This is a genomic window from Streptomyces sp. NPDC052299, assembly GCF_040679335.1.
Taxonomy (GTDB): domain Bacteria; phylum Actinomycetota; class Actinomycetes; order Streptomycetales; family Streptomycetaceae; genus Streptomyces.
Genome location: NZ_JBFAUP010000010.1, coordinates 255,733 through 280,790, shown reverse-complemented (window position 1 = coordinate 280,790; position 25,058 = coordinate 255,733). Strand labels below are relative to the sequence as shown.

Annotated in this window: 22 protein-coding genes and 1 riboswitch; of the genes, 13 read left to right on the top strand and 9 right to left on the bottom strand. The window is 72.8% G+C overall.

Going from position 1 to position 25,058, the window contains the following annotated elements; all coding sequences use genetic code 11:
• The first annotated feature begins 57 nt into the window (after positions 1 to 57).
• The 7 genes from shc to AB0L33_RS19585 all read left to right on the top strand — a co-directional run bounded on the left by shc (position 58) and on the right by AB0L33_RS19585 (position 8,007).
• On the top strand, positions 58 to 2,061 hold the full coding sequence (gene shc / locus AB0L33_RS19615; protein ID WP_365683007.1) for a squalene--hopene cyclase: 2,004 nt from the start codon (positions 58 to 60) through the stop codon (positions 2,059 to 2,061).
• Positions 2,061 to 2,711, top strand: a complete 651-nt coding sequence (locus AB0L33_RS19610) for a 1-hydroxy-2-methyl-2-butenyl 4-diphosphate reductase (RefSeq protein ID WP_365683005.1) — start codon at positions 2,061 to 2,063, stop codon at positions 2,709 to 2,711. The genes shc and AB0L33_RS19610 overlap by 1 nt, the downstream gene beginning before the upstream one ends.
• 5 nt (positions 2,712 to 2,716) lie before the next feature.
• Positions 2,717 to 3,733 (top strand): adenosyl-hopene transferase HpnH, encoded by a 1,017-nt coding sequence (hpnH, locus tag AB0L33_RS19605; protein WP_164404255.1) that lies wholly within the window; start codon positions 2,717 to 2,719, stop codon positions 3,731 to 3,733.
• A gap of 82 nt (positions 3,734 to 3,815) precedes the next feature.
• On the top strand, positions 3,816 to 5,723 hold the full coding sequence (gene dxs / locus AB0L33_RS19600; RefSeq protein ID WP_365683002.1) for a 1-deoxy-D-xylulose-5-phosphate synthase: 1,908 nt from the start codon (positions 3,816 to 3,818) through the stop codon (positions 5,721 to 5,723).
• Positions 5,720 to 7,117, top strand: coding sequence for an aspartate aminotransferase family protein (locus AB0L33_RS19595; protein WP_365683000.1), 1,398 nt, complete (start codon positions 5,720 to 5,722; stop codon positions 7,115 to 7,117). The genes dxs and AB0L33_RS19595 overlap by 4 nt, the downstream gene beginning before the upstream one ends.
• A gap of 61 nt (positions 7,118 to 7,178) precedes the next feature.
• Positions 7,179 to 7,787, top strand: a complete 609-nt coding sequence (locus AB0L33_RS19590; RefSeq protein WP_365682999.1) for an XRE family transcriptional regulator — start codon at positions 7,179 to 7,181, stop codon at positions 7,785 to 7,787.
• 43 nt (positions 7,788 to 7,830) lie between these two features.
• Positions 7,831 to 8,007 carry a DUF6126 family protein gene (locus tag AB0L33_RS19585; protein ID WP_365682997.1) on the top strand — a complete coding sequence of 59 codons (177 nt, stop codon included), beginning with the start codon at positions 7,831 to 7,833 and terminating at the stop codon, positions 8,005 to 8,007.
• A 5-nt stretch (positions 8,008 to 8,012) separates the two neighbouring features.
• Here AB0L33_RS19585 and AB0L33_RS19580 read toward each other — a convergent pair whose 3' ends face one another.
• Positions 8,013 to 8,825 (bottom strand): tyrosine-protein phosphatase, encoded by an 813-nt coding sequence (locus AB0L33_RS19580; protein WP_365682995.1) that lies wholly within the window; start codon positions 8,823 to 8,825, stop codon positions 8,013 to 8,015.
• A gap of 196 nt (positions 8,826 to 9,021) precedes the next feature.
• Between AB0L33_RS19580 and AB0L33_RS19575 the strand changes: the two genes are divergently transcribed.
• From AB0L33_RS19575 to AB0L33_RS19565, 3 genes are all read left to right on the top strand, one after another.
• Complete coding sequence (locus AB0L33_RS19575; RefSeq protein ID WP_365682993.1) at positions 9,022 to 11,112, top strand: alpha-galactosidase; 2,091 nt, start codon at positions 9,022 to 9,024, stop codon at positions 11,110 to 11,112.
• 262 nt (positions 11,113 to 11,374) lie between these two features.
• Positions 11,375 to 11,563: riboswitch (cyclic di-AMP (ydaO/yuaA leader) on the top strand.
• A gap of 3 nt (positions 11,564 to 11,566) precedes the next feature.
• Positions 11,567 to 12,490, top strand: a complete 924-nt coding sequence (locus tag AB0L33_RS19570; RefSeq protein ID WP_365682991.1) for a peptidoglycan DD-metalloendopeptidase family protein — start codon at positions 11,567 to 11,569, stop codon at positions 12,488 to 12,490.
• 183 nt (positions 12,491 to 12,673) lie between these two features.
• Positions 12,674 to 13,528, top strand: a complete 855-nt coding sequence (locus AB0L33_RS19565) for an SGNH/GDSL hydrolase family protein (RefSeq protein WP_365682989.1) — start codon at positions 12,674 to 12,676, stop codon at positions 13,526 to 13,528.
• An 18-nt stretch (positions 13,529 to 13,546) separates the two neighbouring features.
• Here the strand turns inward: AB0L33_RS19565 and AB0L33_RS19560 are convergent, their stop codons facing one another.
• Genes AB0L33_RS19560 through AB0L33_RS19535 form a run of 6 tightly spaced genes read right to left on the bottom strand, consistent with a single transcriptional unit; the run spans position 13,547 to position 19,681 of the window.
• A complete protein-coding gene (locus AB0L33_RS19560; protein WP_365682987.1) occupies positions 13,547 to 14,440 on the bottom strand; it encodes an STM4011 family radical SAM protein in 894 nt (297 codons plus the stop codon).
• 7 nt (positions 14,441 to 14,447) lie between these two features.
• On the bottom strand, positions 14,448 to 15,797 hold the full coding sequence (locus tag AB0L33_RS19555; RefSeq protein ID WP_365682985.1) for an STM4012 family radical SAM protein: 1,350 nt from the start codon (positions 15,795 to 15,797) through the stop codon (positions 14,448 to 14,450).
• On the bottom strand, positions 15,794 to 16,606 hold the full coding sequence (locus tag AB0L33_RS19550) for an STM4013/SEN3800 family hydrolase (RefSeq protein ID WP_365683064.1): 813 nt from the start codon (positions 16,604 to 16,606) through the stop codon (positions 15,794 to 15,796). The genes AB0L33_RS19555 and AB0L33_RS19550 overlap by 4 nt, the downstream gene beginning before the upstream one ends.
• 28 nt (positions 16,607 to 16,634) lie before the next feature.
• The gene (locus tag AB0L33_RS19545; protein ID WP_365682983.1) at positions 16,635 to 17,783 is read right to left on the bottom strand and encodes an STM4014 family protein; all 1,149 of its coding nucleotides are present in this window, start codon (positions 17,781 to 17,783) and stop codon (positions 16,635 to 16,637) included.
• Positions 17,764 to 18,726 carry an STM4015 family protein gene (locus AB0L33_RS19540; protein WP_365682982.1) on the bottom strand — a complete coding sequence of 321 codons (963 nt, stop codon included), beginning with the start codon at positions 18,724 to 18,726 and terminating at the stop codon, positions 17,764 to 17,766. Before AB0L33_RS19540 ends, AB0L33_RS19545 begins: the two co-directional genes overlap by 20 nt.
• A 7-nt stretch (positions 18,727 to 18,733) precedes the next feature.
• Positions 18,734 to 19,681, bottom strand: a complete 948-nt coding sequence (locus AB0L33_RS19535; RefSeq protein ID WP_365682980.1) for an STM4015 family protein — start codon at positions 19,679 to 19,681, stop codon at positions 18,734 to 18,736.
• Between the two features lie 174 nt (positions 19,682 to 19,855).
• On the opposite strand from AB0L33_RS19535, the gene AB0L33_RS19530 reads away from it, so the two are divergent.
• Positions 19,856 to 20,182, top strand: a complete 327-nt coding sequence (locus tag AB0L33_RS19530) for a hypothetical protein (RefSeq protein ID WP_018100127.1) — start codon at positions 19,856 to 19,858, stop codon at positions 20,180 to 20,182.
• A gap of 90 nt (positions 20,183 to 20,272) precedes the next feature.
• A complete protein-coding gene (locus tag AB0L33_RS19525; protein WP_365682978.1) occupies positions 20,273 to 21,277 on the top strand; it encodes a DUF6745 domain-containing protein in 1,005 nt (334 codons plus the stop codon).
• A 24-nt stretch (positions 21,278 to 21,301) separates the two neighbouring features.
• Here the strand turns inward: AB0L33_RS19525 and AB0L33_RS19520 are convergent, their stop codons facing one another.
• Both AB0L33_RS19520 and AB0L33_RS19515 read right to left on the bottom strand, forming a co-directional pair.
• The gene (locus tag AB0L33_RS19520; protein WP_073965664.1) at positions 21,302 to 21,892 is read right to left on the bottom strand and encodes a TetR/AcrR family transcriptional regulator; all 591 of its coding nucleotides are present in this window, start codon (positions 21,890 to 21,892) and stop codon (positions 21,302 to 21,304) included.
• A gap of 88 nt (positions 21,893 to 21,980) precedes the next feature.
• Positions 21,981 to 23,189, bottom strand: coding sequence for a Glu/Leu/Phe/Val dehydrogenase dimerization domain-containing protein (locus AB0L33_RS19515; protein WP_365682976.1), 1,209 nt, complete (start codon positions 23,187 to 23,189; stop codon positions 21,981 to 21,983).
• A gap of 327 nt (positions 23,190 to 23,516) precedes the next feature.
• Here AB0L33_RS19515 and AB0L33_RS19510 point away from each other — a divergent pair, with 327 nt between their 5' ends.
• The gene (locus AB0L33_RS19510; RefSeq protein WP_365682974.1) at positions 23,517 to 24,803 is read left to right on the top strand and encodes an MBL fold metallo-hydrolase; all 1,287 of its coding nucleotides are present in this window, start codon (positions 23,517 to 23,519) and stop codon (positions 24,801 to 24,803) included.
• The last annotated feature ends 255 nt before the right edge of the window (positions 24,804 to 25,058 follow it).

Below are 25,058 nucleotides of genomic sequence, written 5' to 3'. Positions count from 1 at the left end.
GCGCCGGCCGACGGAGACCCCAGCACAGCAGAGGACCACCTGCACGAAGGGGAAGCCATGACAGCGACGACCGACGGAAGCACCGGGGCCGTTGACCCCCGCGCAGCCTCGGCCAGCAGAAAGACAACCGAATCAACCATCGCCGCGGACGGTGTAATGGCCGCCGCGCGGCGGGCCGCGGAGCGCTCGGTGGAGCATCTCCTCGGCAGGCAGGACGAGCAGGGCTGGTGGAAGGGCGACCTCGCCACCAACGTCACGATGGACGCCGAGGACCTGCTGCTCCGTCAGTTCCTGGGCATCCAGGACCCCGCCACGGTCCGGGCGGCCGCGGGCTTCATCCGCGCCCAACAGCTCGGCGACGGGACCTGGGCGACCTTCCACGGCGGCCCCGCGGACCTCTCCACCACCATCGAGGCCTACGTCGCGCTGAGGCTGGCGGGCGACCGGCCGGAGGACCCGCACATGGCCCGCGCCGCGGGCTGGGTCCGGGAGCAGGGCGGCATCGCCGCGAGCCGGGTCTTCACCCGGATCTGGCTGGCCCTCTTCGGCTGGTGGAAGTGGGACGACCTGCCGGAGCTCCCCCCGGAGCTGATGTTCTTCCCGAAGTGGGTCCCGCTCAACATCTACGACTTCGGCTGCTGGGCCCGACAGACCATCGTGCCGCTCACCATCGTGTCGGCGAAGCGGCCGGTGCGGCCCGCCCCCTTCGCCCTGGACGAGCTGCACACCGACCCCGAGAACCCGAATCCGCCCAAGCGCCCGGCCCCGGCACGGAGTTGGGACGGGCTCTTCCAGCGACTCGACAAGGCGCTGCACGTCTACCACCGGTTCGCGCCGCGCGGACTGCGCCGGGTCGCGATGAACTCCGCGGCCCGCTGGATCATCGAACGCCAGGAGAACGACGGCTGCTGGGGCGGCATCCAGCCGCCCGCCGTCTACTCGGTCATCGCCCTGCACCTCCTCGGCTACGACCTCGGACACCCGGTGATGCGGGCGGGCCTCGAATCGCTCGACCGCTTCGCCGTGTGGCGCGAGGACGGCACCCGCATGATCGAGGCGTGCCAGTCCCCGGTCTGGGACACCTGCCTGGCCACCATCGCGCTCGCCGACGCCGGGGTCGCCCCCGACCACCCCGCGCTCGTGAAGGCGGCGGACTGGATGCTCGCCGAGGAGATCGTCCGGCCGGGCGACTGGGCGGTGCGCCGCCCCGGACTGGAGCCCGGCGGCTGGGCGTTCGAGTTCCACAACGACAACTACCCCGACATCGACGACACCGCGGAGGTGGCCCTCGCCCTGCGCCGGGTCCGCCACCCCGACCAGGCCCGGGTGGACGCCGCGATCGAGCGCGGCGTGCGCTGGAACGTCGGCATGCAGTCCCGCAACGGGGCCTGGGGCGCCTTCGACGCGGACAACACCAGCCCCTTCCCCAACCGGCTGCCCTTCTGCGACTTCGGCGAGGTCATCGACCCGCCCTCCGCGGACGTCACCGGGCACGTGGTGGAGATGCTGGCAGTCGAGGGCCGCGCCGCCCACCCCGTCACCCGGCGGGGCATCGAGTGGCTGTTGTCCGAACAGGACGCGAACGGCGGCTGGTTCGGGCGCTGGGGCGTCAACTACGTCTACGGGACCGGATCGGTGGTCCCCGCACTGACCGCCGCCGGGCTGCCCCCGTCGCACCCGGCGATCCGGCGCGCGGTCGAATGGCTGGAGTCCGTCCAGAACGACGACGGCGGCTGGGGCGAGGACCTGCGCTCCTACACCGAGGAGAAGTGGATCGGCCAGGGAGCGTCCACCGCGTCCCAGACCGCCTGGGCACTCCTCGCGCTGCTCGCCGCGGGGCGGCGGGACACCGTCGCCGTGACCCGGGGCATCGCCTGGCTGACCGAGACCCAGCAGCCCGACGGCTCCTGGGACGAGCCCTACTTCACCGGCACCGGGTTCCCCTGGGACTTCTCCATCAACTACCACCTCTACCGGCAGGTCTTCCCGCTCACCGCACTCGGGCGGTACGTGCACGGCGACCCGTTCGCGGGCCGCACGCCGACGCGCGAGGGGGCCTGATGGCAGAGGCCGGGCCGGCCGCCCCGCTGCTGATCGCCTGCGCGCTCGGCATCGAGCAGTTCGCCCTGCGCACCGGCAAGGGGCGGGCGGTGGACGCCCCGGAGCGGGTCACCGTGCTCCGTACCGGCATGGGCCCCAGGGCGGCCGAGACCGCCGTGGCGCGCGCGCTCGGGCGGGACGGCGGGGCGGCGGACACCGCCGTCATCGCCTCGGGGTTCTGCGCCGGCCTCGCGCCCGGGATGCACCCGGGCGACCTCGTGGTGGCGGAGGAGACCCGGGCCGCCGGTGACCCCGTCCCGTGCACCGGCGCGGAGCTGCTGGCCGAGGCGCTGGCCAGGGCCGTACCGGGGCGCACCGTACACACCGGCCCGCTCACCGGGTCCGACCATGTCGTCCGGGGACATGAGCGGGCCGAGCTGCGGGCCACCGGGGCGATCGCGGTGGACATGGAGTCCGCCGCCACCCTGCGCACCGCCCTGCGGTCCGGGCCGCGCCCGGTTGCCGCCGTACGGGTGGTCGTGGACGCTCCGGAGCATGAGCTCGTCCGCATCGGCACGTTCCGCGGTGGAATATCGGCTTTCCGTGTTCTCCGTGCCGTCCTGCCGGCTTTCTATGAATGGCACCGATCTTTGCTGCTCCCCAGGAGGTGAGCTAGATGGCCATGCCGCTTCGTCAGTCCATCAAGGTTGCGACGTACCTCATTGAACAAAAGCTCCGCAAGCGGGACAAGTTTCCGCTGATTGTCGAGCTGGAGCCGTTGTACGCCTGCAACCTCGCCTGCGAGGGCTGCGGGAAGATCCAGCACCCGGCCGGAGTCCTCAAGCAGCGCATGCCCGTGGCCCAGGCCGTCGGCGCCGTGCTCGAATCGGGCGCCCCGATGGTCTCCATCGCCGGCGGCGAGCCGCTGATGCACCCTCAGATCGATGAGATCGTGCGCCAGTTGGTGGCGAGGAGGAAGTACGTCTTCCTCTGCACCAACGCGATGCTGCTGCGCAAGAAGATCGAGAAGTTCACGCCCTCGCCGTACTTCGCGTTCGCCGTGCACATCGACGGGCTCCGCGAGCGTCACGACGAGTCCGTCGCCAAGGAAGGGGTGTTCGACGAGGCGGTGGCGGCGATCAAGGAGGCCAAGCGGCGCGGCTTCCGGGTCACCACCAACTCCACCTTCTTCAACACCGACACCCCGCAGACCATCATCGAGGTGCTCAACTTCCTCAACGACGACCTCAAGGTGGACGAGATGATGATCTCGCCCGCCTACGCGTACGAGAAGGCGCCCGACCAGGAGCACTTCCTGGGCGTGGAGCAGACCCGCGAGCTGTTCAAGAAGTCCTTCGCCGGCGGCAACCGGAGCCGGTGGCGGCTGAACCACTCGCCGCTCTTCCTGGACTTCCTGGAGGGCAAGGCCGACTTCCCGTGCACCGCCTGGGCCATCCCCAACTACTCCCTGTTCGGCTGGCAGCGGCCCTGCTACCTGATGAGCGACGGCTATGTGCCGACGTACCGGCAGCTCATCGAGGAGACCGACTGGGACAAGTACGGCCGGGGCAAGGACCCGCGCTGCGCCAACTGCATGGCGCACTGCGGTTACGAGCCCACCGCCGTCCTCGCCACCATGGGCTCCCTGAAGGAGTCCCTGCGCGCCATGCGCGAGACCGTCAGCGGCAACTGAGCCGCGACACCCGGCCGGGCTCCCGCGCGGAGCCCGGCCGTCACCTTTCGCAGGAACAGGACCACAGAGAGGGGGCCCGGGCATGACGCTGCTGCAGAGCATCCGGGGGCCGCACGATCTGAAGGCACTGAACGCGTCACAACTCGGCGAACTCGCCGACGACATCCGCACGTTCCTGGTGCAGGCCGTGGCCAGGACCGGGGGCCATCTGGGCCCCAACCTCGGGGTGGTGGAGCTGACCACCGCCCTGCACCGGGTCTTCGACTCGCCCGTCGACCGCATCCTGTGGGACACCGGCCACCAGAGCTACGTGCACAAACTGCTCACCGGGCGCCAGGACTTCTCCAAGCTGCGCGGCAAGGGCGGGCTCTCCGGCTACCCGTCCCGCGAGGAGTCCGAGCACGACGTCATCGAGAACTCGCACGCCTCCACCGTCCTCGGCTGGGCCGACGGCCTCGCCAAGGCCAATGAGGTACGAGGCCGCGGAAGCCACGTCGTCGCCGTCATCGGGGACGGGGCCCTCACCGGCGGCATGGCCTGGGAGGCGCTGAACAACATCGCCGCCGCCAAGGACCGCCCGCTGATCGTCGTCGTCAACGACAACGAGCGCTCCTACGCGCCCACCATCGGCGGCCTCGCCCGCCACCTGGCCACCCTGCGCACCACCGACGGCTACGAGCGCTTCCTGTCCTGGGGCAAGGGCCTGCTGGAACGCACCCCCGTCATCGGCCAGCCGCTGCACGGTGCCCTGCACGGGGCCAAGAAGGGCTTCAAGGACTTCGTCGCCCCGCAGGGCATGTTCGAGGACCTGGGGCTCAAGTACATCGGCCCTGTCGACGGGCACGACACCGCCGCCGTCGAGGCCGCCCTGCACCGCGCCAAGGGCTTCCGGGGCCCGGTCCTCGTCCACTGCATCACCGAGAAGGGCCGCGGTTACGCCCCGGCCCTCCAGGACGAGGCCGACCGCTTCCACACCGTCGGCGCGATGGACCCCCTGACCTGCGCCCCGCTCGTGCCCGCCGCCGGCCCGTCCTGGACCTCCGTGTTCGCGGACGAGATCGCGGCGATCGGGGCGGAGCGCCCGGACGTCGTCGCGCTCACCGCCGCGATGCTGGACCCGGTCGGGCTGACGAAGTTCGCCGAGGCGTTCCCGGACCGCGTCTGGGACGTGGGCATCGCGGAGCAGCACGCGGCGGTCAGTGCCGCGGGGCTCGCCACGGGCGGGCTGCACCCGGTCGTCGCCGTCTACGCCACCTTCCTCAACCGGGCGTTCGACCAGCTCCTGATGGACGTCGCCCTGCACCGGTGCGGCGTCACCTTCGTCCTCGACCGGGCCGGAGTCACCGGGCCGGACGGCGCCTCGCACAACGGCATGTGGGACATGTCCGTGCTCCAGGTCGTGCCCGGGCTGCGGATCGCGGCCCCGCGCGACGCGGAGCGGCTGCGCGAGGAACTGCGCGAGGCGGTCGCGGTGGACGACGCGCCGACCCTGGTGCGGTTCCCCAAGGAGTCGGTCGGGGACACCATCGAGGCCGTCGGCCGGATCGGCGGGATGGACGTGCTGCGGCGCGACGAGGACGCCGATGTGCTCCTCGTCGCCGTCGGTGCGATGGCCTCCGTCTGCCTGCGCACCGCCGAACTGCTGACGGGCGCCGGCATCCGCTGCACCGTGGTGGACCCGCGCTGGGTCAAGCCGGTCGACGCGGCGCTGCCACCGCTCGCCGCCGCGCACCGGCTCGTCGCGGTGGTCGAGGACAACAGCCGTGCCGGGGGCGTCGGTTCGGCGGTCGGGCAGGCGCTCCGGGACGCGGGAGTCGACGTACCGCTGCGCACCTTCGGCATCCCCGAGCAGTTCCTCGCGCATGGCAAGCGGTCCGAGGTGCTGGCCGACATCGGACTCACACCGGTCGAGATCGCCGGCCGGATCAGCGCCGTCACGGCCGCCCGGAAGGCGGCCGGCGGCAACGGGCACAAGGAGAGCGGGGCATGAAGGACGACGAGCCCAAGGGCTTCGATCTGGCGCGGCTTCTCGCCGAACGCGGCGCCGAACGCTACGAGCTGCACAGCAAGCACCTCAACCACCAGCTCCCGCGCATGCTGCACACCATCGGCTTCGACAAGGTCTACGAACGGGCCGAGGGCGCGCACTTCTGGGACGCGGACGGCAACGACTACCTCGACATGCTCGCCGGATTCGGTGTCATGGGGCTCGGCCGGCACCACCCCGTCGTACGCAAGGCGCTGCACGACGTCCTCGACGCCTCGCTCGCCGACCTGACCCGGTTCGACTGCCAGCCGCTGCCCGGGCTGCTGGCCGAGAAGCTGCTGAGCCACAGCCCGCACCTGGACCGGGTCTTCTTCGGCAACAGCGGCACCGAGGCCGTCGAGACCGCCCTCAAGTTCGCCCGGTACGCCACCGGCCGGCCGCGCGTCCTGTACTGCGACCACGCCTTCCACGGGCTCACCACCGGCTCCCTCTCGGTCAACGGCGAGGGCGGGTTCCGGGACGGCTTCGCCCCGCTGCTGCCCGACACCGCGGTCCCGCTCGGGGACCTCGCCGCGCTGCGGCGGGAGCTGAAGCGGGGCGATGTGGCCGCCCTGGTGGTGGAGCCGATCCAGGGCAAGGGGGTGCTGGCGGCGCCGCCCGGCTATCTGCGCGAGGCCCAGGAACTGCTGCGCAAGCACAAGGCCCTCCTCATCGCCGACGAGGTGCAGACCGGCCTCGGCAGGACCGGTGACTTCTACGCGTACCAGCACGAGGAAGGCGTGGAACCGGACCTCGTCTGCGTCGCCAAGGCGCTCTCCGGCGGCTATGTGCCGGTCGGGGCGACGCTCGGCAAGGACTGGATCTTCAAGCGCGTCTACTCCTCGATGGACCGGGTCCTCGTCCACTCCGCGAGCTTCGGCTCCAACGCCCAGGCGATGGCGGCGGGGCTCGCGGTGCTGTCGGTGATGGAGGACGAGGAGACCGTCGCGCACGCGCGCCGCACCGGCGACCTGCTCCGCGAACGGCTGTCCGCGCTCGTCGGGCGCTACGAGCTGCTGCACGAGGTGCGGGGGCGCGGGCTGATGATCGGCATCGAGTTCGGCCGCCCCACCTCGCTGAAGCTGCGCAGCCGCTGGACCATGCTCCAGGCGGCTCGCAAGGGGCTCTTCGCGCAGATGGTCGTCGTGCCGCTGCTCCAGAAGCACCGCATCCTGACCCAGGTCTCCGGCGATCATCTGGAAGTGATCAAGCTCATTCCGCCGCTGGTCATCGACGACGCGGACGTCGACCGCTTCGTGGAGGCGTTCACCGCCGTCATGGACGACGCGCACAGCGGCGGGGGACTGATGTGGGACTTCGGGCGGACCCTGGTGAAGCAGGCCGTCGCCAACCGCTGATCCTTTTTGCCCCGGAGGCAAGAAATTTGCCTCCGGGGAAAGACTTTGGCCCAATGGAGGCATGAACCCTCCGGACGACCTGGCGGCCGGCGAGCTGCCCGGTGTCGCGCCACGCCTGCGCGATCTGCGCCGAGGCCGTGGTCTCACCCTGGAGACCGCGGCCCAGCGGGCCGGGCTTTCGCCCGCCCACCTCTCCCGGCTCGAAACGGGCCGGCGCCAGCCCTCGCTGCCCATGCTGCTCCAGCTGGCCAGGATCTACGGTACGACGGTCTCCGAGCTCCTGGGCGAGACGCCCCCGGAACGTGACGCGATCGTCCGCAGCCGCCCGTTCGAGGGCGCCGCGGCCGACGGCTGGATGTACCAGCAGGCCGGCGGCTCCGGCCGTGCGATGCAGGCGCTGCGCGTCCGCGTCCCGCACGGCGCCCAGGGCGACCTGGTCCGCGTCCACCCCGGCGAGGAATGGCTGTACGTCCTGACCGGCCGCCTCCGGGTGACGCTGGGCGAGACCGTGCACGACCTCGCGCCCGGGGACGGCGCGCACTTCGATTCGCTCACCCCGCACCGGATCGCGGCTCCCGAACCCGAGGGCGCCGAGCTGCTCTTCGTCCACACCCTGCTGCAGAGCCCCGCCGCCGACCTGTGCCTCGGCGGCCGGGCCCACCGCGGCTGAGACGTTTCCGCCGCCGGACCCCCGGCAGCCAGAGAGGCCAGTCATGTCCGATTCAGAGCACTACGACCCGCTCACCCCGGCCCCGCGCCCCGGCGCCGACAGCCAGGAGAGGAAGATGCCGCGCGGACTCGTCATCCGGCTCTTCGCCTACCTCGTCGCCGGGCACGTCATCGCCGCGTTCCTGTACTTGCTGTTCGCGGTCGGCATGCACAACCAGTAGACCGCTCAGCTCTCGTCGAGGAGCCGTTCGCGCAGCTGCTCACGGGTGGCGGGCGCGAGCTTCAGCCCGTCGGCGAGATAGCGGTCGGTGCCGCCCCAGGTCTCGTCGATGGCGGCGAAGGCCGCGGCGAGGTAGGCGGGCTGGGCGCCGAAGAGCGGGTTCAGCAGCTCCAGCACCTCCGGGGACATCCCGGCGGCCGAGGTGTCGCTGCGCCGGATGCGGTAGCGGCGGTGCGCGTCGTTCGACTTGAGGTAGTCGGCCTCGATGGTCTCCCGCCCGACGCCCACCGCCAGCAGCGTCACCGCGATCGAGAGCCCGGCCCGGTCCTTGCCGGCCGCGCAGTGCATCAGTGCGGGCACGCTGTCCTCGGCCAGGGCGTGCAGCACCCGGCTGTGCTCGGCGGTGCGCTCCAGGATGATCGAGCGGTACGAGGCGACCATGCGGCGGGTTCCCTTGCCGTCGGCCAGGATCGAGCGCAACTCCGTCAGGTTGCCGTCGCGCACCATCCGCCAGAACTCGGCGCCGTCCGCCGGGTCGCTGAGCGGGATGCTCACGTTCCGTACGCCCGGCAGCTCGATGTCCAGGCCGTCCAGCTTGTGGTCGGCCGCGTTGCGGAAGTCGAAGACGGTGTGCAGGCCGAGCCCGCCGAGGAAGGCCGCGTCCTCGGCCGTGGCGTGCGCGAGGTGACCGCTGCGGTAGAGCCTGCCGTGTCGCACCCGGCGGCCGTCGGTGGTGGGGAGACCGCCCAGGTCGCGGAAGTTGCGGACGCCGGTGAGGACGGGTTCCGTCGGCGGGGTCTGCGGCAGCTGCTGCGTCACGGTCACTCCTGGCGGCTCTGCCCGGGCGCGTGTCGCCGGCGGGCCCATGGCCGCGACGATACGACATGTGTTCCCCCGGCCGTCATCGCGGTCGGCGCCGCCGGATTTCCGGGCACGCGCCGTTGCCCTAGGTCCAGGGACGGTCGATGATGTGCGGACCTGTGTGAATCTGTGCACGCATGCGGACGGGGGCGCGATGATCGAGACCGGCGACCGGATCTGGCTGCTGACGGGGGCGAGCGGAAGCTACGCCCTGCGCCTCACGGAGCGGCAGGAACTGCTGCATCTCCACTGGGGGCCGCGCATCACGCTGGCCGCGGCCCGGGCCCTGGCCGAGGCACCCGCGCCGTCGGCCCGGGGCTTCGAATCCCCGCTCGACGGCCGCGAGGAATACCCGGTGGAGGGCGGACCCCGGTTCGTCCGCCCCGCCCTGTCGGTGCGCACCGACGAGGTGCGCGGGACCGCCTGGGTCTTCGCCGGGGACTCCGTGGACGGCGACGAACTGCGGCTCTCCTTCGACGACCCGGTGCACCGCCTCGCGATCACCCTGCACTACCGGATGCGGGACGACTCCGACGTCATCGAGCGCTGGACCACGCTCACCCACACGGGACCGGACGGACCGCCCCTCGAACTGCTGCGCGCCGACGCCGCCGCCTGGGCGCTGCCCGCGCGCGACGCCTGGCGGCTCACCCGCCTGCACGGCCGCTGGGCGGCGGAGACCCAGCTGGAGCGCACCGAGCTGGCGTACGGGGAGCACCTGCTCTCCAGCCGGCGCGGCCACACCGGCCACCAGGGCCTGCCCTGGGTCGCCCTGGACGCGGACGGCACCGCCACCGAGGAGTCCGGAGAGGTCTACGGCTGCGCGCTCGGCTGGTCCGGCTCCTGGCGCATCGCCGTACAGCGGCTGCCCGACGGGCTCGTGCAGATCACCGGCGGCGCCGGCTACGACGACTCCGGGCTCCTGCGGCTCGCGCCGGGGGAGTCGTACACCAGCCCGGTCTTCGCCGGGCTGTGGAGCCGGGACGGCTTCGGCGGGGCCGGCCGCGCCTGGCACGCCTGGCAGCTCGCCCATGTGATCCCGGACGCCTCCGAGCCGCGTCCGGTGCTCTACAACTCCTGGGAGGCCACCGGCTTCGACATCGCGGAGGACCAGCAGCGGGCCCTCGCCGACCGGGCCGCCGCGCTGGGCGTCGAGCTGTTCGTCGTGGACGACGCCTGGTTCGGGCAGCGGGTGAGCGACCGGGCCGGGCTCGGCGACTGGACGCCGAATCCGGAGCGCTTTCCCGACGGCCTCGGGCCGCTCGCCCGCCATGTGCACGGACTCGGCATGCGGTTCGGCATCTGGGTCGAGCCGGAAATGGTCAACGCCGACAGCGACCTCTACCGCGCCCACCCGGACTGGGTCCAGCACTTCCCCGGCCGGGATCGCACCGAATTCCGCAATCAGCTGGTCCTCAACCTCGCCCGCCCCGATGTGCGGGCCCATCTGTGGGAGAGCCTGGACGCCCTGCTGACGGACACGCCCATCGACTACGTGAAGTGGGACTTCAACCGCTGTTTCTCGGACGCCGGCTGGCCGGGCGACGACTACCCGCAGCGACTGTGGACCGAGCACGTGGACGCCCTCTACGCGCTGCTCGACCGGCTGCGCGCCGCCCACCCCGGCGTCGCCTTCGAGTCCTGCTCGGGCGGCGGCGGCCGGATCGACCTCGGCATCCTCTCGCGCACGGACCAGGTCTGGACGTCCGACAACACCGACCCGCTGGACCGCCTCGCCATCCAGCACGGCTTCGGTCATCTCCACCCGGCGCGCGTGATGGCGGCCTGGGTGACCGACAGCCCGAACGTCCAGCTCAACGGGCGCCGCTCCTCGCTGCGCTTCCGTTTCGTCAGCGCGATGGCCGGGGTGCTGGGCATCGGCGGGGACCTCACCGAGTGGAGCGCGGCCGAACTGGACGAGGCGCGCGGGTGGGTGGAGCTGTACAAGGAGATCCGCCCGGTGGTGCAGCTGGGCGAGCTGTACCGGCTGCGCGCCCCGGGCCCCGGGCTCAGCGCCGTGCAGTACGTGCGGGGCGCGGACACCGTCGTGCTGGCCTGGCTCCACGCGCAGCGGTACGGCGAGGAGCCGCCGGCGCTGCGGCTGCGCGGGCTCGACCCGGAGGCGGCGTACACCTGCCTGGACACCGGGGCGGTGCACCACGGTTCGCTGCTGATGCACCACGGGCTGCGGACGGGGCTGCGCGGCGACCTGGACGCGTGCGTGGTGCGGCTGCGCCGTGAATGATGGGCATGACATGTCCGTATTGATGGGTGATGTCCAAAGTGCCCCGGTTGTAAGGGAGATGATCACCCACTCGTGAGCGGGATCATATCCGTGACGGTGTGTGGTGACGCCCCGGTGGGGTAATCCCCGCGCCGCGCGGAAAGCCAAGATCCGTAATCCACGGAGTGTGACCGGAATTCCGCACCGCAATTCCGGTGCGGAATCCGGCGCCGAACCCGTGGCTTGTTTCAGCCGTCCCGGCTCGCTTACGTTCCATGTCCATCCGGATGGAACGCCCAATCCTGCCGCCGTCCGGAATTCGCATCCCTTCACCGTGTGGCAGGAGCGGGGGAACCAGGTAAGCCGCCGACCGGGACGACCGGACGGCTAGGGGTGAAGTCGCGCCAGGCGCGGCCGGGCATCTCCAGCCCGAACCCGACAGCTCACCTCGCAGGCGCCGGAGAGGAAATTCTTCATGCCCAATTCGGGTAAGCACCGCCGTCCCAAGTCCAGCGCCATCGCCCGCGGCGTCGTCGCCGCGAGCGCCGGCGGAGCCGTCATCGCGCTTCCGCTGCTCGGTGCCACCGGTGCCCACGCCGCGGAGCAGTCCGCCCCGGCCGCGAAGTCGGCCGCCGCGCACACCGCCCCGGCCAAGTCCGCGAAGAGCACCGGCACCACCACGTACTCCGTCGTCTCCGGCGACTACCTGTCGAAGATCGCGGCCCAGCACCACCTCAAGGGCGGCTGGCACAAGCTGTACCAGGACAACCGCGAGGTCGTCGGCGAGAACCCGAGCCTGATCTTCCCGGGCATGAAGCTGACCCTCGGCGCCAAGGCGGCCCCCGCCGCGACCACGTCCGAGGCCCCCGCCAAGACGGCGGAGAAGACCGGGACGAAGGCCGCACCCAAGGCCGAGACGAAGGCCGCGCCCAAGGCCGAGACCAAGACCGAGACGCAGACCGAGGCCGAGGCCCCGGCCTCCCAGGACAACGCCTCCGGCTACGTCCACCCGGTCCCGGGCAACCACACCACCGCGTACCGCGCCTCCGGCGCCAACTGGTCCAGCGGCAGCCACACCGGCATCGACTTCCCCGTCTCCACCGGCACCAGCGTGAAGGCCATCACCTCCGGCACCGTCGTCACCGCCGGCTGGGGCGGCGCCTACGGCAACCAGGTCGTCATCAAGCACGCCGACGGCCACTACTCCCAGTACGGCCACATGTCCTCGCTCTCCGTCTCGGCGGGCCAGACCGTGACCGCGGGCCAGCAGGTCGGCCTCTCCGGTTCCACCGGCAACGCCACCGGCCCGCACCTCCACTTCGAGGTCCGCACCGGCCCGGAGTACGGCTCGGACATCGACCCGATCGCCTACCTGGCGTCGCACGGGATCTACGTCTGATCCAGGCAGTACCGGCCCGGTGATCCGGGTCACCGAACGGCGCGGAGGGACGGCGCACGGCGGTGCGTCGTCCCTCTGCTTATTCCCCCTTTACCGAAAACTGACCGGGTGGTTTATCTCACCACCCGTCAACCCCTTATTACGGTCGCGTAGGTCACATTCCGGGGTGCAGGATATGCGGTTGTGGCAGACGATTCGAACAACCTCCAACAGGGCGCCAACGACCGACAGGGCGCCATCGGGTCGTACGCGGCGATTGGCGACAGCTTCACCGAGGGAGTCGGCGACCCCGGCCCGGACGGCACGTTCGTCGGCTGGGCCGACCGGCTCGCGGTACTCCTCGCGGACCGGCTCCCGGAGCCCGGCCCGGCGACCGGGACCCAGGTCTCACCCGTTTCCGCGCACGGGGACTTCCGGTACGCCAATCTCGCCGTACGAGGACGCCTCCTCGACCAGATAGTCGAGGAGCAGGTGCCCCGCGCCAAGGAACTCGCCCCCGATCTGGTGAGCTTCTGCGCCGGCGGCAACGACATCATCCGGCCGGGCACCGACCCGGACGACGTGGCCGAACGCTTCGAGCGGGCGGTCGCCGACCTCACGCGGTCGGTCGGCACCGTCATGGTCACCACCGGCTTCGACACCCGGGGCGTTCCCGTGCTGCGCCATCTGCGCGGCAAGATCGCCACCTACACCGCCCACGTCCGGGCCATCGCCGACCGCTACGACTGCCCGGTCCTCGACCTGTGGTCGCTGCGCTCGGTGCAGGACCGGCGCGCCTGGGACGGCGACCGGCTCCACCTGTCGCCCGAGGGGCACACCCGGGTCGCGCTCCGCGCCGCCCAGGTCCTCGGCCTCGACGTGCCGGCCGACCCGGACCAGCCGTGGCCGCCGCAGCCGCCGCGCGGCACGCTGGAGATCCGCCGCGACGACATCCACTGGGCGCGCGAGTACCTGGTCCCGTGGATCGGGCGGCGGCTGCGCGGCGAGTCCTCCGGGGACCACGTCGAGCCGAAGCGGCCGGATCTGCTGCCGCTCTGACCGGCCCTTCCGCTGTCCTCAGTCGCCCCGCGACCGCGTCGCGGCGACCGGGGACAGCGGCAGCGCCGCCGGAACCCGCTCCAGGACCCCGCCCGCGAAGACGTCGTACAGCGGCAGCGTCTCCAGGTGCACATAGCCGATGTGGCAGTCGCAGACGGCGAGCGGGCAGGCCCGCGGCCCCAGCGCCCGCCGGTAGCTCCCGTCGTACAGATTGCCCAGCTCCGCCCGGACGAAATGGCAGCGGCGCACCGTCCCCTCCCCGTCCACCGAGATCACCGATTCACCGGTCCGGCAGGGCAGCCCCGCCGAGCGGTGCGGGTGGCGGCTGTACGGGAAGAGCGGGTCGATCGCCGTCCACCGCTCCGCCTCCTCGTCCGTGTAGGTGTGCCCCTCGGCGGCATTGACCCAGAGGTAGACCTCGTCGGGGAGCGCCGCGCGCAGCCGCCGTGCCTCCCCGAGATGGGCGTCGAACCCCACGACGCCGACGCTGTGCCGGACCCCGAGGTCCCTCAGCTCCGCGCACCGGCCGAGGAAACGCTCGTACGGCGTCTGCCCCGGGTGGTACGTGCACCAGAGCGCGATCCGTTCCCTGGCCGCCTCCGGAGCCTCGGCCAGCCACCGCGTACGCCCGCTCAGGTTCGTCTGGATCGCCACCCGGCGCACGTGCGGGAGGCCCGCCAGCTCCACGATCGCCCTGCGGTACCAGGAGCGCACCAGCCCCTCGCCCCACGGCGTGAACAGCACCGAGATCCGGTCACCGGTCTGCGCCGCCACCCACGCGGTGAAGCGTTCGAGCGCAGCCCGGTCCGCCCGCAGCTGCTCCCCGCTGTCGCGCCGCTTGGCGAACGGGCAGTACGGGCAGTCGTAGTCGCACGAGGCGAGCGGGCCCCGGTAGAGAATCGTCAGGTCCACGGGGCACTCACTTCAGCTCGTACGCGGCCATGGCGGCCCGCACGGCGGGGGAGAAGAGCTCCGGGCCCAGCGCGTCGGAGTACGCCAGCCCCTCCGGCGACAGCCGCAGCAGCCCCGGCGCACCCGTGTCGAGCCAGCCCCGGGCCTCGAACCGGGCCAGCTCCTCCGGGAAGTCCTCGTACGGCGAGCTGCCGAACCGCTCGCGATAGTCGTCCACGGCCATGCCCTGCGCCTGGAGCACCGACTGGAGCAGATGCCGGCGGCGCGCCTCGTCCCCGTCGGTGTACCGCCCGACCTCGGCGCGGGAGAAGTCCTCGGTGGCCGTGTAGGCGTCGATGATGCCCCGCACCTCGCTCATCCGGACCGCGTAGTCGAAGGAGTAGTGCAGCCGCGAGGTGTAGGAGCGGGCGCCGCAGCCCAGGCCGATCATGCCGTCCGTCTGGCACGCGTAGTCGTCCGGGCCCTCCACGCGCGGGGCGTCGGCGCGGCGGAACATCCGCATCGACACCTGCTCGTAGCCGTGGGCCAGGAGGTGGTCGCGGCCGGCCCGGTACAGCCGCAGGCGCTGCTCGTCCCAGGCCGCGTCGGCCTCGCCGGGGGAGCGCCGGCCGAGGGCGGTCAGCGGGCGTACGTACAGCGGGTAGAGGTACAGCTCCTCCGGCCGCCAGCGCAGCGCCGCGTCCAGGGAGGTGCGCCAGGTGCGCTCGGTCTGGCCGTCTATGCCGTAGATCAGATCGATGTTGAGCACCGGTACGGAGGTGTCCCGGATGAGGCCGAGGGCACGCTCCACGTCGGCGGCGTGCTGCGGGCGGACCGCCGCGCGCGCCTCGGCCTCGACGAAGGACTGCACCCCGATGCTGATCCGGGTCGCGCCCCGCTCGGCGAGCACGGCGAGCCGGTCGGCGGTCGCGGTCGACGGGGACGTCTCCACGGACAGCGGGACGGACCGCAGATCGGCGCCCATCCGCTTCTCCGCGATGTCGCACAGCCGCTCCAGCTCGCCCGCCGTCAGGAACGTGGGCGTGCCGCCGCCGAACGCCGCCGCCGCGAACCGTACCGGCTCCGCGTCGCCCAGCGCGTCCCGCACGGCGCTCGCCTGCCGGTCCAGCGCGTCGAGATAGCGCGAGGTCAGTTCGTCGGGCGCGCCGATCCGGGTGAAGAGGTTGCAGAAGCCGCAGCGGACCTCGCAGAACGGGATGTGCATGTAGAGCGAGAGCGCGTCCCTGCGTTCCCCCGCCCACAGCTCGTCCAGCGCCGGACGTCCGCCGGGCTGCCCGGCGAGCGGGCGGTACGCCGTCTTGTGCGGATAGGCGTACACATAGCTCTCGTACGGGCGGACGGTGTGCGGCACGGTCATCGGACGGCCCCCGGTTCGAGGAAGAAGTGTGCGTACGGGACGGTCCAGACGGACTCGTGGCCGAGCCGGTGACCGGTGTAGCCGTCGTCGCCGTAGGCCGTGCCGTGGTCGGAGCAGACGACGGCGAAGGTGCGGCGGCGGCTGCTCGCGGCGGCGAAGAGCCGGCCGATGTGGGCGTCCACGTACTCCAGGGCGGCGGCGTGCGTCGCCCGGCTGTCACCGGCGTCGCGGGTCGCCCCGGGGCTGTGGAACCAGTTCGGCTGGTGCAGCGCGGAGACGTTGACGAAGAGGAACAGCCGCTGCTCGGGCGGCAGGGCGGCGACCACCTCCTCGGCGCGGGCCACCTGCGCCTCGAACGAGGTCGGCGAGGCAACGCCGAACTCCGGCTCCCAGTGCGCCTCCTGGAACATCCCGGGGAGCACCGAGCCCAGCGGCCCGCTCAGGTTGAAGAAGCCCACCCCGCCGACGCACACCGTGCGGTACCCCTCCTTCGCGAGCCCCGACACCAGGTCCGGGGTGTCGAACACGAAGGTGCGCTCCGCCGTGGTCTCGCTGCCGGCGAACCGGGCGGCGAACAGCCGGGGGTGCGGCCCGGGCGCGGCCGGGGTGGGCAGGAACCCCGCGAACATCGCCTGGTGGGAGGCGTAGGTGAAGCTGCCCGGGGCGTGCCGCTTCTCCCAGGCTCCGCCCGGCAGATGACGGGCCAGGTTCGGGATGCGCCCGGCCGCGGCCAGCTCGGCCGCGACGTCGTACCGCAGCGTGTCCAGGGTGACGAACAGCAGGTCGTGGCTGCCCACGACCTCGCTCATATCGGGGCCGCAGGGGGCCGGGACGTGCTCAGGGGGTTGTGCTGACACGGTCGTTCCTTGCTCGTTCCAGTACGGCGGCGATCTGCGCCGCGTAGGTGTCCAGGCCCTCGGCGCTGCTGCCGGGCAGGCCGGTGAGCCTGGGCAGCAGGTCCCCGAAGGCGTTGACCTCGCCGACGGCGAAGCGCCGCCAGCCGGCCAGGGGCAGCAGGTCGACGCCGACGCACAGGGTGTCCGGGAAGGCGGCGGCGGCCCGCTCGCAGATCGCCAGCGCCTCGCCCCAGCTGCCGCCCGCCGCCTCGACGGCCGCCCGCACCTCCGCCAGGTCGCCGCGCGCCCCGCCCAGGTGCAGATTGGTCATCGGCGACGCGCTGGTGCGCACCACGGCGTGGGTGGCCCGGCCGGCGACCACGACGACGCGCAGGTCGGCGGCCCGGCCGCGCAGGGTGGCCTTGGGCAGCCAGCGTTCGATGTGCAGCCCGTCGGGCGCCAGCGCGTCGACCACCGCCGCGATCTCGCGCTCCGTCGTGCAGCGGCGGACCCGCAGCGAGTTGTAGAGCCGGCCGGCCGGGTCCCGCTCGACGGAGGTCGCCGCCCGGATCCTGCCCCCGCCCGCCGTCTCCACCGCCAGCACGCCGGAGGCGGACGAGCCGTGCGCGGGCTTCACGAACACCCGGGGCGTGCGGTGGGCGGCCATCAGGTCCCGCACATCGTCCCAGCCGCGCACGGGCGCCCCGGCCGGGCCGGAGGTCGGGGACGCGGGGACGGGCACCCCGGCCGCGTCCAGCACCCCGTGGCACAGCCGCTTGTCGAAGAGCACCGCGATGTCGGCCGGGGCGTCCAGCAGGTGCGCGCCGGCCTCCCGGGCGGCCCGCGCCACCTCGCGTACGGCGGCCGTGAACCGCGCGTACCAGAGGGCCGAGCCCTCCACCCGCGTCGGCTCGTCGGCCCCGCGCAGCAGCCGGTCCACCTCCGCGTCCTCGCCGGGCGACTCGATGCGCACGGTCTCGCCGGCCAGGAAGCCCGCCCCGCCGCCCCGCAGCACGTCCACCCACGGGACCGTACGCGCCTCGGGCAGGCCGGCGGCGGCCACCGCGTCCTGGAAGAGCGAGACGCGGCGGCTGCCCGGATTGCCGACGACCGCGAGCCGCGGCGGGCCGTTACTCGCTGACGGCGACATAACGGGAATCGTCCTCGTCCTCCGGGTCCCAGTCGTCCGCCTCCGCCAGGTCGACGTGGACGTCGTCGCGCTCGGACAGCTCCCTGAAGCGCTCCATCACCTCGTCGCCGAGGTAGTGGTGGTGCAGGTCGAGGCCGCTCAGATGGGTCAGCGGCTGTCCTTCGAGGAGGGCCAGGCCCCCCGCGTCGCTGAGCGTGCCCATCGACAGCGCCAGGAACTCCAGCTGTGCGACCACCGGGGCGGAGGCGACCGCCACGGCGATCTCGTCCTGGATCTCGCTGTTCTGGAGCCCGAGATGACGCAGCCGGGGGAGACCGCCCCCGGACAGCAGCGGAGCCATGTCCGCCACCGTCGCGTCGCCCCCGTACCACTGGGAGCCGAACCACAGCTCCAGCCGCTCCAGCGCGGGCAGTTCCGAGGCGCCGACCGCGCGCACCACACGGCCGGGCAGACCACCGGACTCGAAGCGCAGGGCCTTCAGCGCCTCGTGCCGCACCGGGTGCAGCTCCAGCGTCTCCTCGCTCAGCCCGCTGCCACCGCCCCGCACCACCAGTTCCTCCAGCAGCGGGAACGCCCGGAGCACCGGTGTGACGTCGCACATCTGGAGCCACGAGACCTCGCACTCCTCGCTCACGACATCGGCGAGGAACAGAGCGCGCAGGGCGGGGAACCGGGCCGCGTCCGAGGCGATCAGCTCCACCACGGGAGCCAGGGAGCTGTAATTGCCGTGCCACCAGTGGCCGATCACCAGGGCACGGACCCGTGCCGGGTCGACCGTCTCCAGGAAGTGTTTCCACACGGCGGCGAAATCGAGCCCGTCCCAGCCGCAGTCCAGCCGCCAGGCCGTGGCCTCCGCCGGAGGCAGCGGGCGCTCGTCGCCCGGCTCCGGCAGGGTGAAGACGGGCATGTCGTGGAAGGAGCAGGGGTGGTCGATGCCGGTCATCGTGCCGTCACTCCGAGACCGTGACGTACCGGCCGGCCGGGCCCCGGTTGTCCCACGGCTCGCAGCGCTCCGAGAGGTCCACCCGCACCCCGTGCGGCTCCAGCGCCTCGATGACGCGGCGCTCCATCGGCTCGGTGAGGAAGTGGTGGTGCAGGTCCAGCACGTCGAGATGGGTCAGCGGCTGGCCCTCCAGGAGAGCGGCCGCCCCCTCGTCGCCGAGCGTGCCGCAGGACAGGTCCAGGGTCTTCAGCCGTGCCACCAGCGGGGCCGAGGCCACCGCGGCCGCGATCTCGTTCTGGATCTCGCTGTTGCGCAGGCCGAGGTGGTGCAGGGCCGGGAAGCGCGTCCCGGCCAGCAGCGGCGCCAGGTCCGGCACATCGGCGTCGCCGCCGTAGGCCGAGACACCGAGCCACAGGTCCAGCCGCTCCAGCGCGGGCAGCTCGCTCTCCAGGACACCGCGCACCACCTCGCGCGGCAGCCCGCCCGTCTCGATGGTCAGCGCCCGCAGCCGCTCGTGCTTGGCCGCCGGGAAGACCAGCTCGGAGCCGCCGCGCACACCCAGCTCCACCAGCGCGGGGAAAGCGTCGAGCAGCGCGGTGACATCGCTCTGCTCGATCCAGGAGATCTCCGCCTCCTCCATCGTCAGATCCCCGACGAACACCGCTTCGAGCGACGTCAGCCGGTCGGCGGCCGCGATGACGAGACCGATCGGATACGAGGACTTCTCCTCGTACGACTCGCCCCACTGCCCGATGATCAGGGCCCGGACGCCCGCCGGGTCGACCTCCTCCAGGAAGGCGTTGAACTCCTCCTCCCAGGTGCCCTCGTCCTCGTAGGCGTCGATGGACACCCGCCAGGCGGCGGCGTCGGCGGCGGGCCGGGGGCCGCCCTCCGTACCGGACTGGAAATCGACGGCCGGAAGGCCGAGCAACTCGTGAAGATGGTCCACGGACATGCCCTGAGCTCCTGATGACGGCGGCGGATTGATGTCCGCAAGGTCTATCAAGACCCACTGACAACGGCGCGACCGCCCCCACCCGGGACTGCGCGACGGCCGGTTGTCAGACCCCCGTCGTAGCGTTTTCGATGTGGCCGGCGCACCCGGTGCCGCCACGGAGGGGAGAGGTCTGTGTACCGGCAGGGCGATGTACTGATCGTGCCACTGGAGGAGTCGGCGGTGCCCGCGCACCTCCTGGAGGCGGCGGGCGAACTGCGCGACGCACGGGGCCGGCTGGTCCTCGCGCTCGGCGAAGTCACCGGACACGCGCACGCGGTGCCCGGACCCGGCCGGCTGATCCGGGAGGGCGGGGTGTTCGGCCCGATGCTGCTTCACCTCCCCGAGGGCGGGCGCGTGGTGCACGAGGAGCACGCGACGATCCCGCTGCCCCAGGGCTGGTTCCGCGTCGTGCGCCAGCGGGAGTACGCGCCGGGGGCGGTCCGCATCGTCGCCGACTGAGCGACGGCCGGGCGCGCGGGACAGCGGGACCGCAGGGTGCGGGATCAGGGAATCAGAGCGGAACAGCGGAAGCAGGGGACGGGGAAACCGATGCAGTACGTGGACTCTTGGCGGGCCGTGGCGGCGGCGACGGGCGCGGCGGACCGGGCGGCCGCCGAGGACGGGGTGCGGCTCGCCTACCGCAGCGCGGGGCTGGCCGAGCCGGAGGAGTTCGTCTGGGCCGGCTCGCCCAGGGAAGCCGTGGAGGCCGTCGGCAAGCTGACCGACCCGGGGCGCTCGGTCCGGGACGAGGTGCGTACCCGCCCCTGGGCGGAGGAACGGCGCCGGGTGTACGACGCGTTGGGCCCGGCCGGCTGGTCCGCCCTCTGGTCGGCCACGGGTGCCCAGCTCTGGGAAAGCACCGCGGGCCTCGCCGAGCGGATACGGGCCGGGGTGGCAGCCGACCTCGCCGGTGCGGACACCGAAGCCGAGACCCGGGTGCGCCTGGTCCTGCTCGACGCGGTCCTCGGACAGCACGACGCGGCGTGGCTCGCCGCGTTCGACGGCCGGGGCGACCGGCTCGACGGACTCGCGGCGGTGGCGCGGAACGCGGGCTGGTGGTGGCCCTACGAGCGGGTCGCCGTGATCTGCGAGCGTCCGGAGGCCCTGCACCGCGACGAGGCCGGCCGCCTCGACCGGGGCGACGGACCGGCGCTCTCCTACCCGGACGGCTTCGCGCTGTACGCCTGGCGCGGCATGCCCGTGCCCCGCGAGTTCCTGACCGAGCTGGCCGCGCTGACCCCGGAACGCATCCGCTCCGAGGAGAACGCCGAGCTGCGCCGCGTGATGCTGGAGTACTACGGCTACGACCGCTATCTCACCGAGTCCGGCGCCGAACCGGTCCACCGCGACGAGACGGGCATCCTCTGGCGGATCGCGCTCGCCGGTGACGAGGACGTCGTCATGGTCGAGGTGGTCAACTCGACGCCCGAACCGGACGGCACCCACCGCACGTACTGGCTGCGGGTCCCGCCCGCGACCAGGACGGCCCGCGAGGGCGTCGCCTGGACCTTCGGCCTCCACGCCGACGTGTACGAGCCGCTTCAGCAGACCTGACCGGGGGAGGCGGCGGCAGCGCGGTCAGGCCGTCAGGGCCTCGTGGTCGATGCCCAGTTCACGGGCGAGCGCCTGCTCGGTCCACTCCAGCATCGTGGCCCGCGACAGCGGACCGTTGTACGAGGTCATCTGCACGGCCAGCCCGTCCAGCAGCGCGGTCAACCGCCAGGCCACGGACATCGGGTCGTCGCAGTGGAACTCGCCCGCCGCCGCGCCCTCCTCGATGACCTCGGCCAGCTCGGCCTTCCACTGCTGGTCGAGGTCGCCGGCCACATTGCGCAGGGCAGGATCGCGGAGGGAGGCGGCCCAGCCCTCGATCCACAGCCGCCAGCCCTTGGCCTGACCCGTCGGCGCGTACCAGCGGACGGCCGCGCGCAGCCTGCGTACGGCGGTCGTGCGACGGCTCAACAGCTTCCGCAGATGGGCGAGATCGCTCTCGGCGGCGTGCGCGAAGGCGGCCGCGACCAGCTTCTCCTTCGTGGAGAAGTGATAGAGCACGAGCGCGTTGCTCACGCCGAGCACGGACGCCACATCGGCGATCCGCACGGCCGCGACACCGCGCACCTCGATCTGCTCGACGGCGGCACGCAGCAACTCCTCGCGCCGCTCCGCCACTCCCAACCGCACTCTTGCCACGCGGTCACCCTAACCAATGCCCGCCCGGAGCAGGTCGGGCGGACCGCAGCCGGCCGGGCCGCCCCGGTCAGCGGTACCAGCCGAAGCGCTCCGCCATCACCGGCAGCCGGTCGGCCGCCACCGCGTGCGCCGCCGCACGCGGGGTGCAGCCGTCCTCGGCCGCGCGGGCCAGCACCAGGCCGACCAGCGCGCGCATCGCCCGCCGGGTGTGCGCGAACGCCTCCTCCGCGTCGGCCCCGATGTCGCCGAACAGGGTCCACCACCACCAGGCGTTGGTCCCGGAGTTGACCACCACATCGGGCAGTACGGTGATCCCGCGCGCCGCGAGCAGCGCCTCGGCCTCCGGCAGCACCGGCATGTTGGCGGCCTCCACCACCCAGCGGGCCGTGATCCCGGCTTGGTTGACCGCGTCCACGGCGTAGGACACGGCGGCCGGGACGAGCACCTCCGCGTCCTGGACCAGCCAGGCGTCGGCCGGGAGCTCCCGGTCACCGGCGCGCAGCGCGCCCCGGTCCACGGTGCCGTGCGCGTCCCGGGCCGCGAGCAGCGCCTCGACGTCGAGCCCGGCCGGGTTCGCGATCGTGCCCTTGACGTCGGCGACGGCGACCACGCGGAGCCCGGCCCGGGACAGGAAGCGGGCGGTCGCCCCGCCCATGGTTCCGAACCCCTGGAGCGCCACCCGCGCACCGTCGTGGGCGACCCCGTCCCGGTCCAGCGCGGCGAGCGCCGCCTCGGCGACCCCGCAGCCGCCGACCAGCTCGTCCAGGCCGATGCCGTCCACCTCCAGGGCGAAGGCGTCGGCCAGCCGGCGCCGGGCCCCGGCCTCGTCGTCGAGGAGCGGGTAGACGGCCTGCACGGTGGAGACGAGACCCGCCTCCGCCGCCGCGCGGTCCACCAGGTCCTGCGAGAGGCCCAGGTCCTCGCCGGTCGTCCAGAAGCTCTCGATGTACGGGCGCATCGCCCGCAGGTAGCGGACCAGGACGCCGTACGCCGCGGGGTCGCGCGGGTCGCAGTCGATGCCGCCCTTGGCGCCGCCCAGCGGTATGTAGCGGGCCCCCGGCCGGTCCGCGTCGAAGTGCAGGGCCTCCTTCATCGTCATGCCCCGGGCCAGACCTGCCACCTCCTCCAGCGTGAGGCCGGGGCGCATCCGCAGGCCGCCGCTGGACACCCCGCGCACCAGCCGGTCCACCACGAGGTGGCCCCGGCAGCCGGTGGCGTGATCGGTCCAGGTCAGCGAGATGAGCGGGGCGGGCGGGGACACCGGAGGCGTCGTCATCGGGAGTGCTCCTCGGTCACTGTGGCGGGCGGTCCCGGGCGGCGGATCACGGTCCCGGGCGGCCGGGACCGGCGGGTCGTCGTCACCGGCCGCATTACTGAACCGTCGGTCAGTATCGGGAGCCCGGGTGTCCCTGTCAACGCGGCCTCCGCCGCCGCGCGGCCCCGGTGGCCGGAACGCGCCGGTACCGCGGGAGGCGGGCACGTGTACGGACGGCGGCGCGGGAAAGGCGGTCGGTGCGGAATGCCACCCACCCGGCTGTTCCGCTCTCGCACTGTCGTGCCCCTTGTCCATAATGGGACGACCCCGACTCCTCAGGAGACCTCCGTGACCGGCGCTGACCACAGGCTTCCGCTCCGCACCCGGCTGCGTGCGCTGCGCCCCGCCGCCTTCGGGGCCGACCCGGACGGCGCACGCATGGAGCGCATCCGTCGTTCACCCCAGTTCGCCGACGGTGTCTTCCAGAACCCGGTGGGCGCGCGGATCAGACCCTCCGGCTCCACCCTGGAGTTCGCCCGGGTCTACTTCCGCAAGGAGGAACGGGTGCTCCGGGCTCCCGCCGCCCCGGTGCCCGTGCACGCGACGACCGTCGCCGACCTCGCCCGGCCCCCCGCCTCCGGGCTCCGGATCACCTGGATGGGGCACTCCAGCGTCCTCGCCGAGATCGACGGGCGGCGCGTGCTGTTCGACCCGGTCTGGGGCGAGCGCTGTTCCCCCTTCGCGTTCGCCGGGCCCCGGCGCCTGCACCCGGCTCCCGTGCCGCTCGGCGCCCTGGGGCCGGTCGACGTGGTGGTGATCTCGCACGACCACTACGACCACCTCGACCTCCCGACGATCCGCGCCCTGGCCCGTACGGACACGGTCTTCGCGGTCCCGCTCGGGGTCGGCGCACACCTGGAACGCTGGGGCGTCGCCCCCGACCGCCTCCGCGAGCTCGACTGGAACGAGACCACCACGGTCGCCGGCATCAGCCTCACCGCCACCCCCGCCCGCCACTTCTGCGGACGCGGCCTGCGCAACCAGCAGCACACCCTCTGGGCCTCCTGGGCCGTCGCCGGACCCGGGCACCGGATCTACCACAGCGGCGACACCGGATACTTCCCCGGCTTCCGGGCCATCGGCGCCGAGCACGGTCCGTTCGACGCGACCATGATCCAGATCGGTGCGTACAGCCAGTACTGGCCCAAGGACCGCACGGACACCGTGCCGGAGCCGGGCGCCTGGCCCGACATCCACATGAGCCCCGACGAGGGTGTGCGCGCCCACCTCGACCTCCAGGGCGACGACCCCGGCGCGGGCGTCATGCTGCCGATCCACTGGGGGACGTTCAACCTCGCGCTGCACCCGTGGGCGGAGCCCGCCGAGTGGTCGATGCGCGCCACCCGGTCCGTGGGCGTCACCATGGCCGCCCCGCGCCCCGGCCAGCCCTTCGAGCCCGCCGATCCGCCGCCCGTCGAGCCGTGGTGGCGCGCCGTCGCCGCCGAACCGGCCCCCGGCTGGGGCAACTGGCCGCCCGTCCACGTGGAGCTCCGCGAACCGGCGGACGGCCCCGCGCCGGACTCCGGCGGGGACCGCGACCGGGCGCCCCAGCCCGCCCGGATCCGCAAGGCGTAGCGCCTCCGCGCACCGGCCCACGAGCCCCCTCGGCCCATGTCGAGGGGGCTCACTCGCGTACGGGAACGGCGGTGACCCCGGAAACCGGCCCGCGGGAATCGGTCGCCCGTACGAGCGCTCATACCAGAGCGGGACGGATGGCGGGCAAGTTCCACAACTGCCCATCGCGGCCGCACTTCTGGCGACTACCGTGTGTGCCCGGTGATCAACGGTGGGCTCATATTCTCCGGGCCTGCCCGGCCGATGACCCGAGAA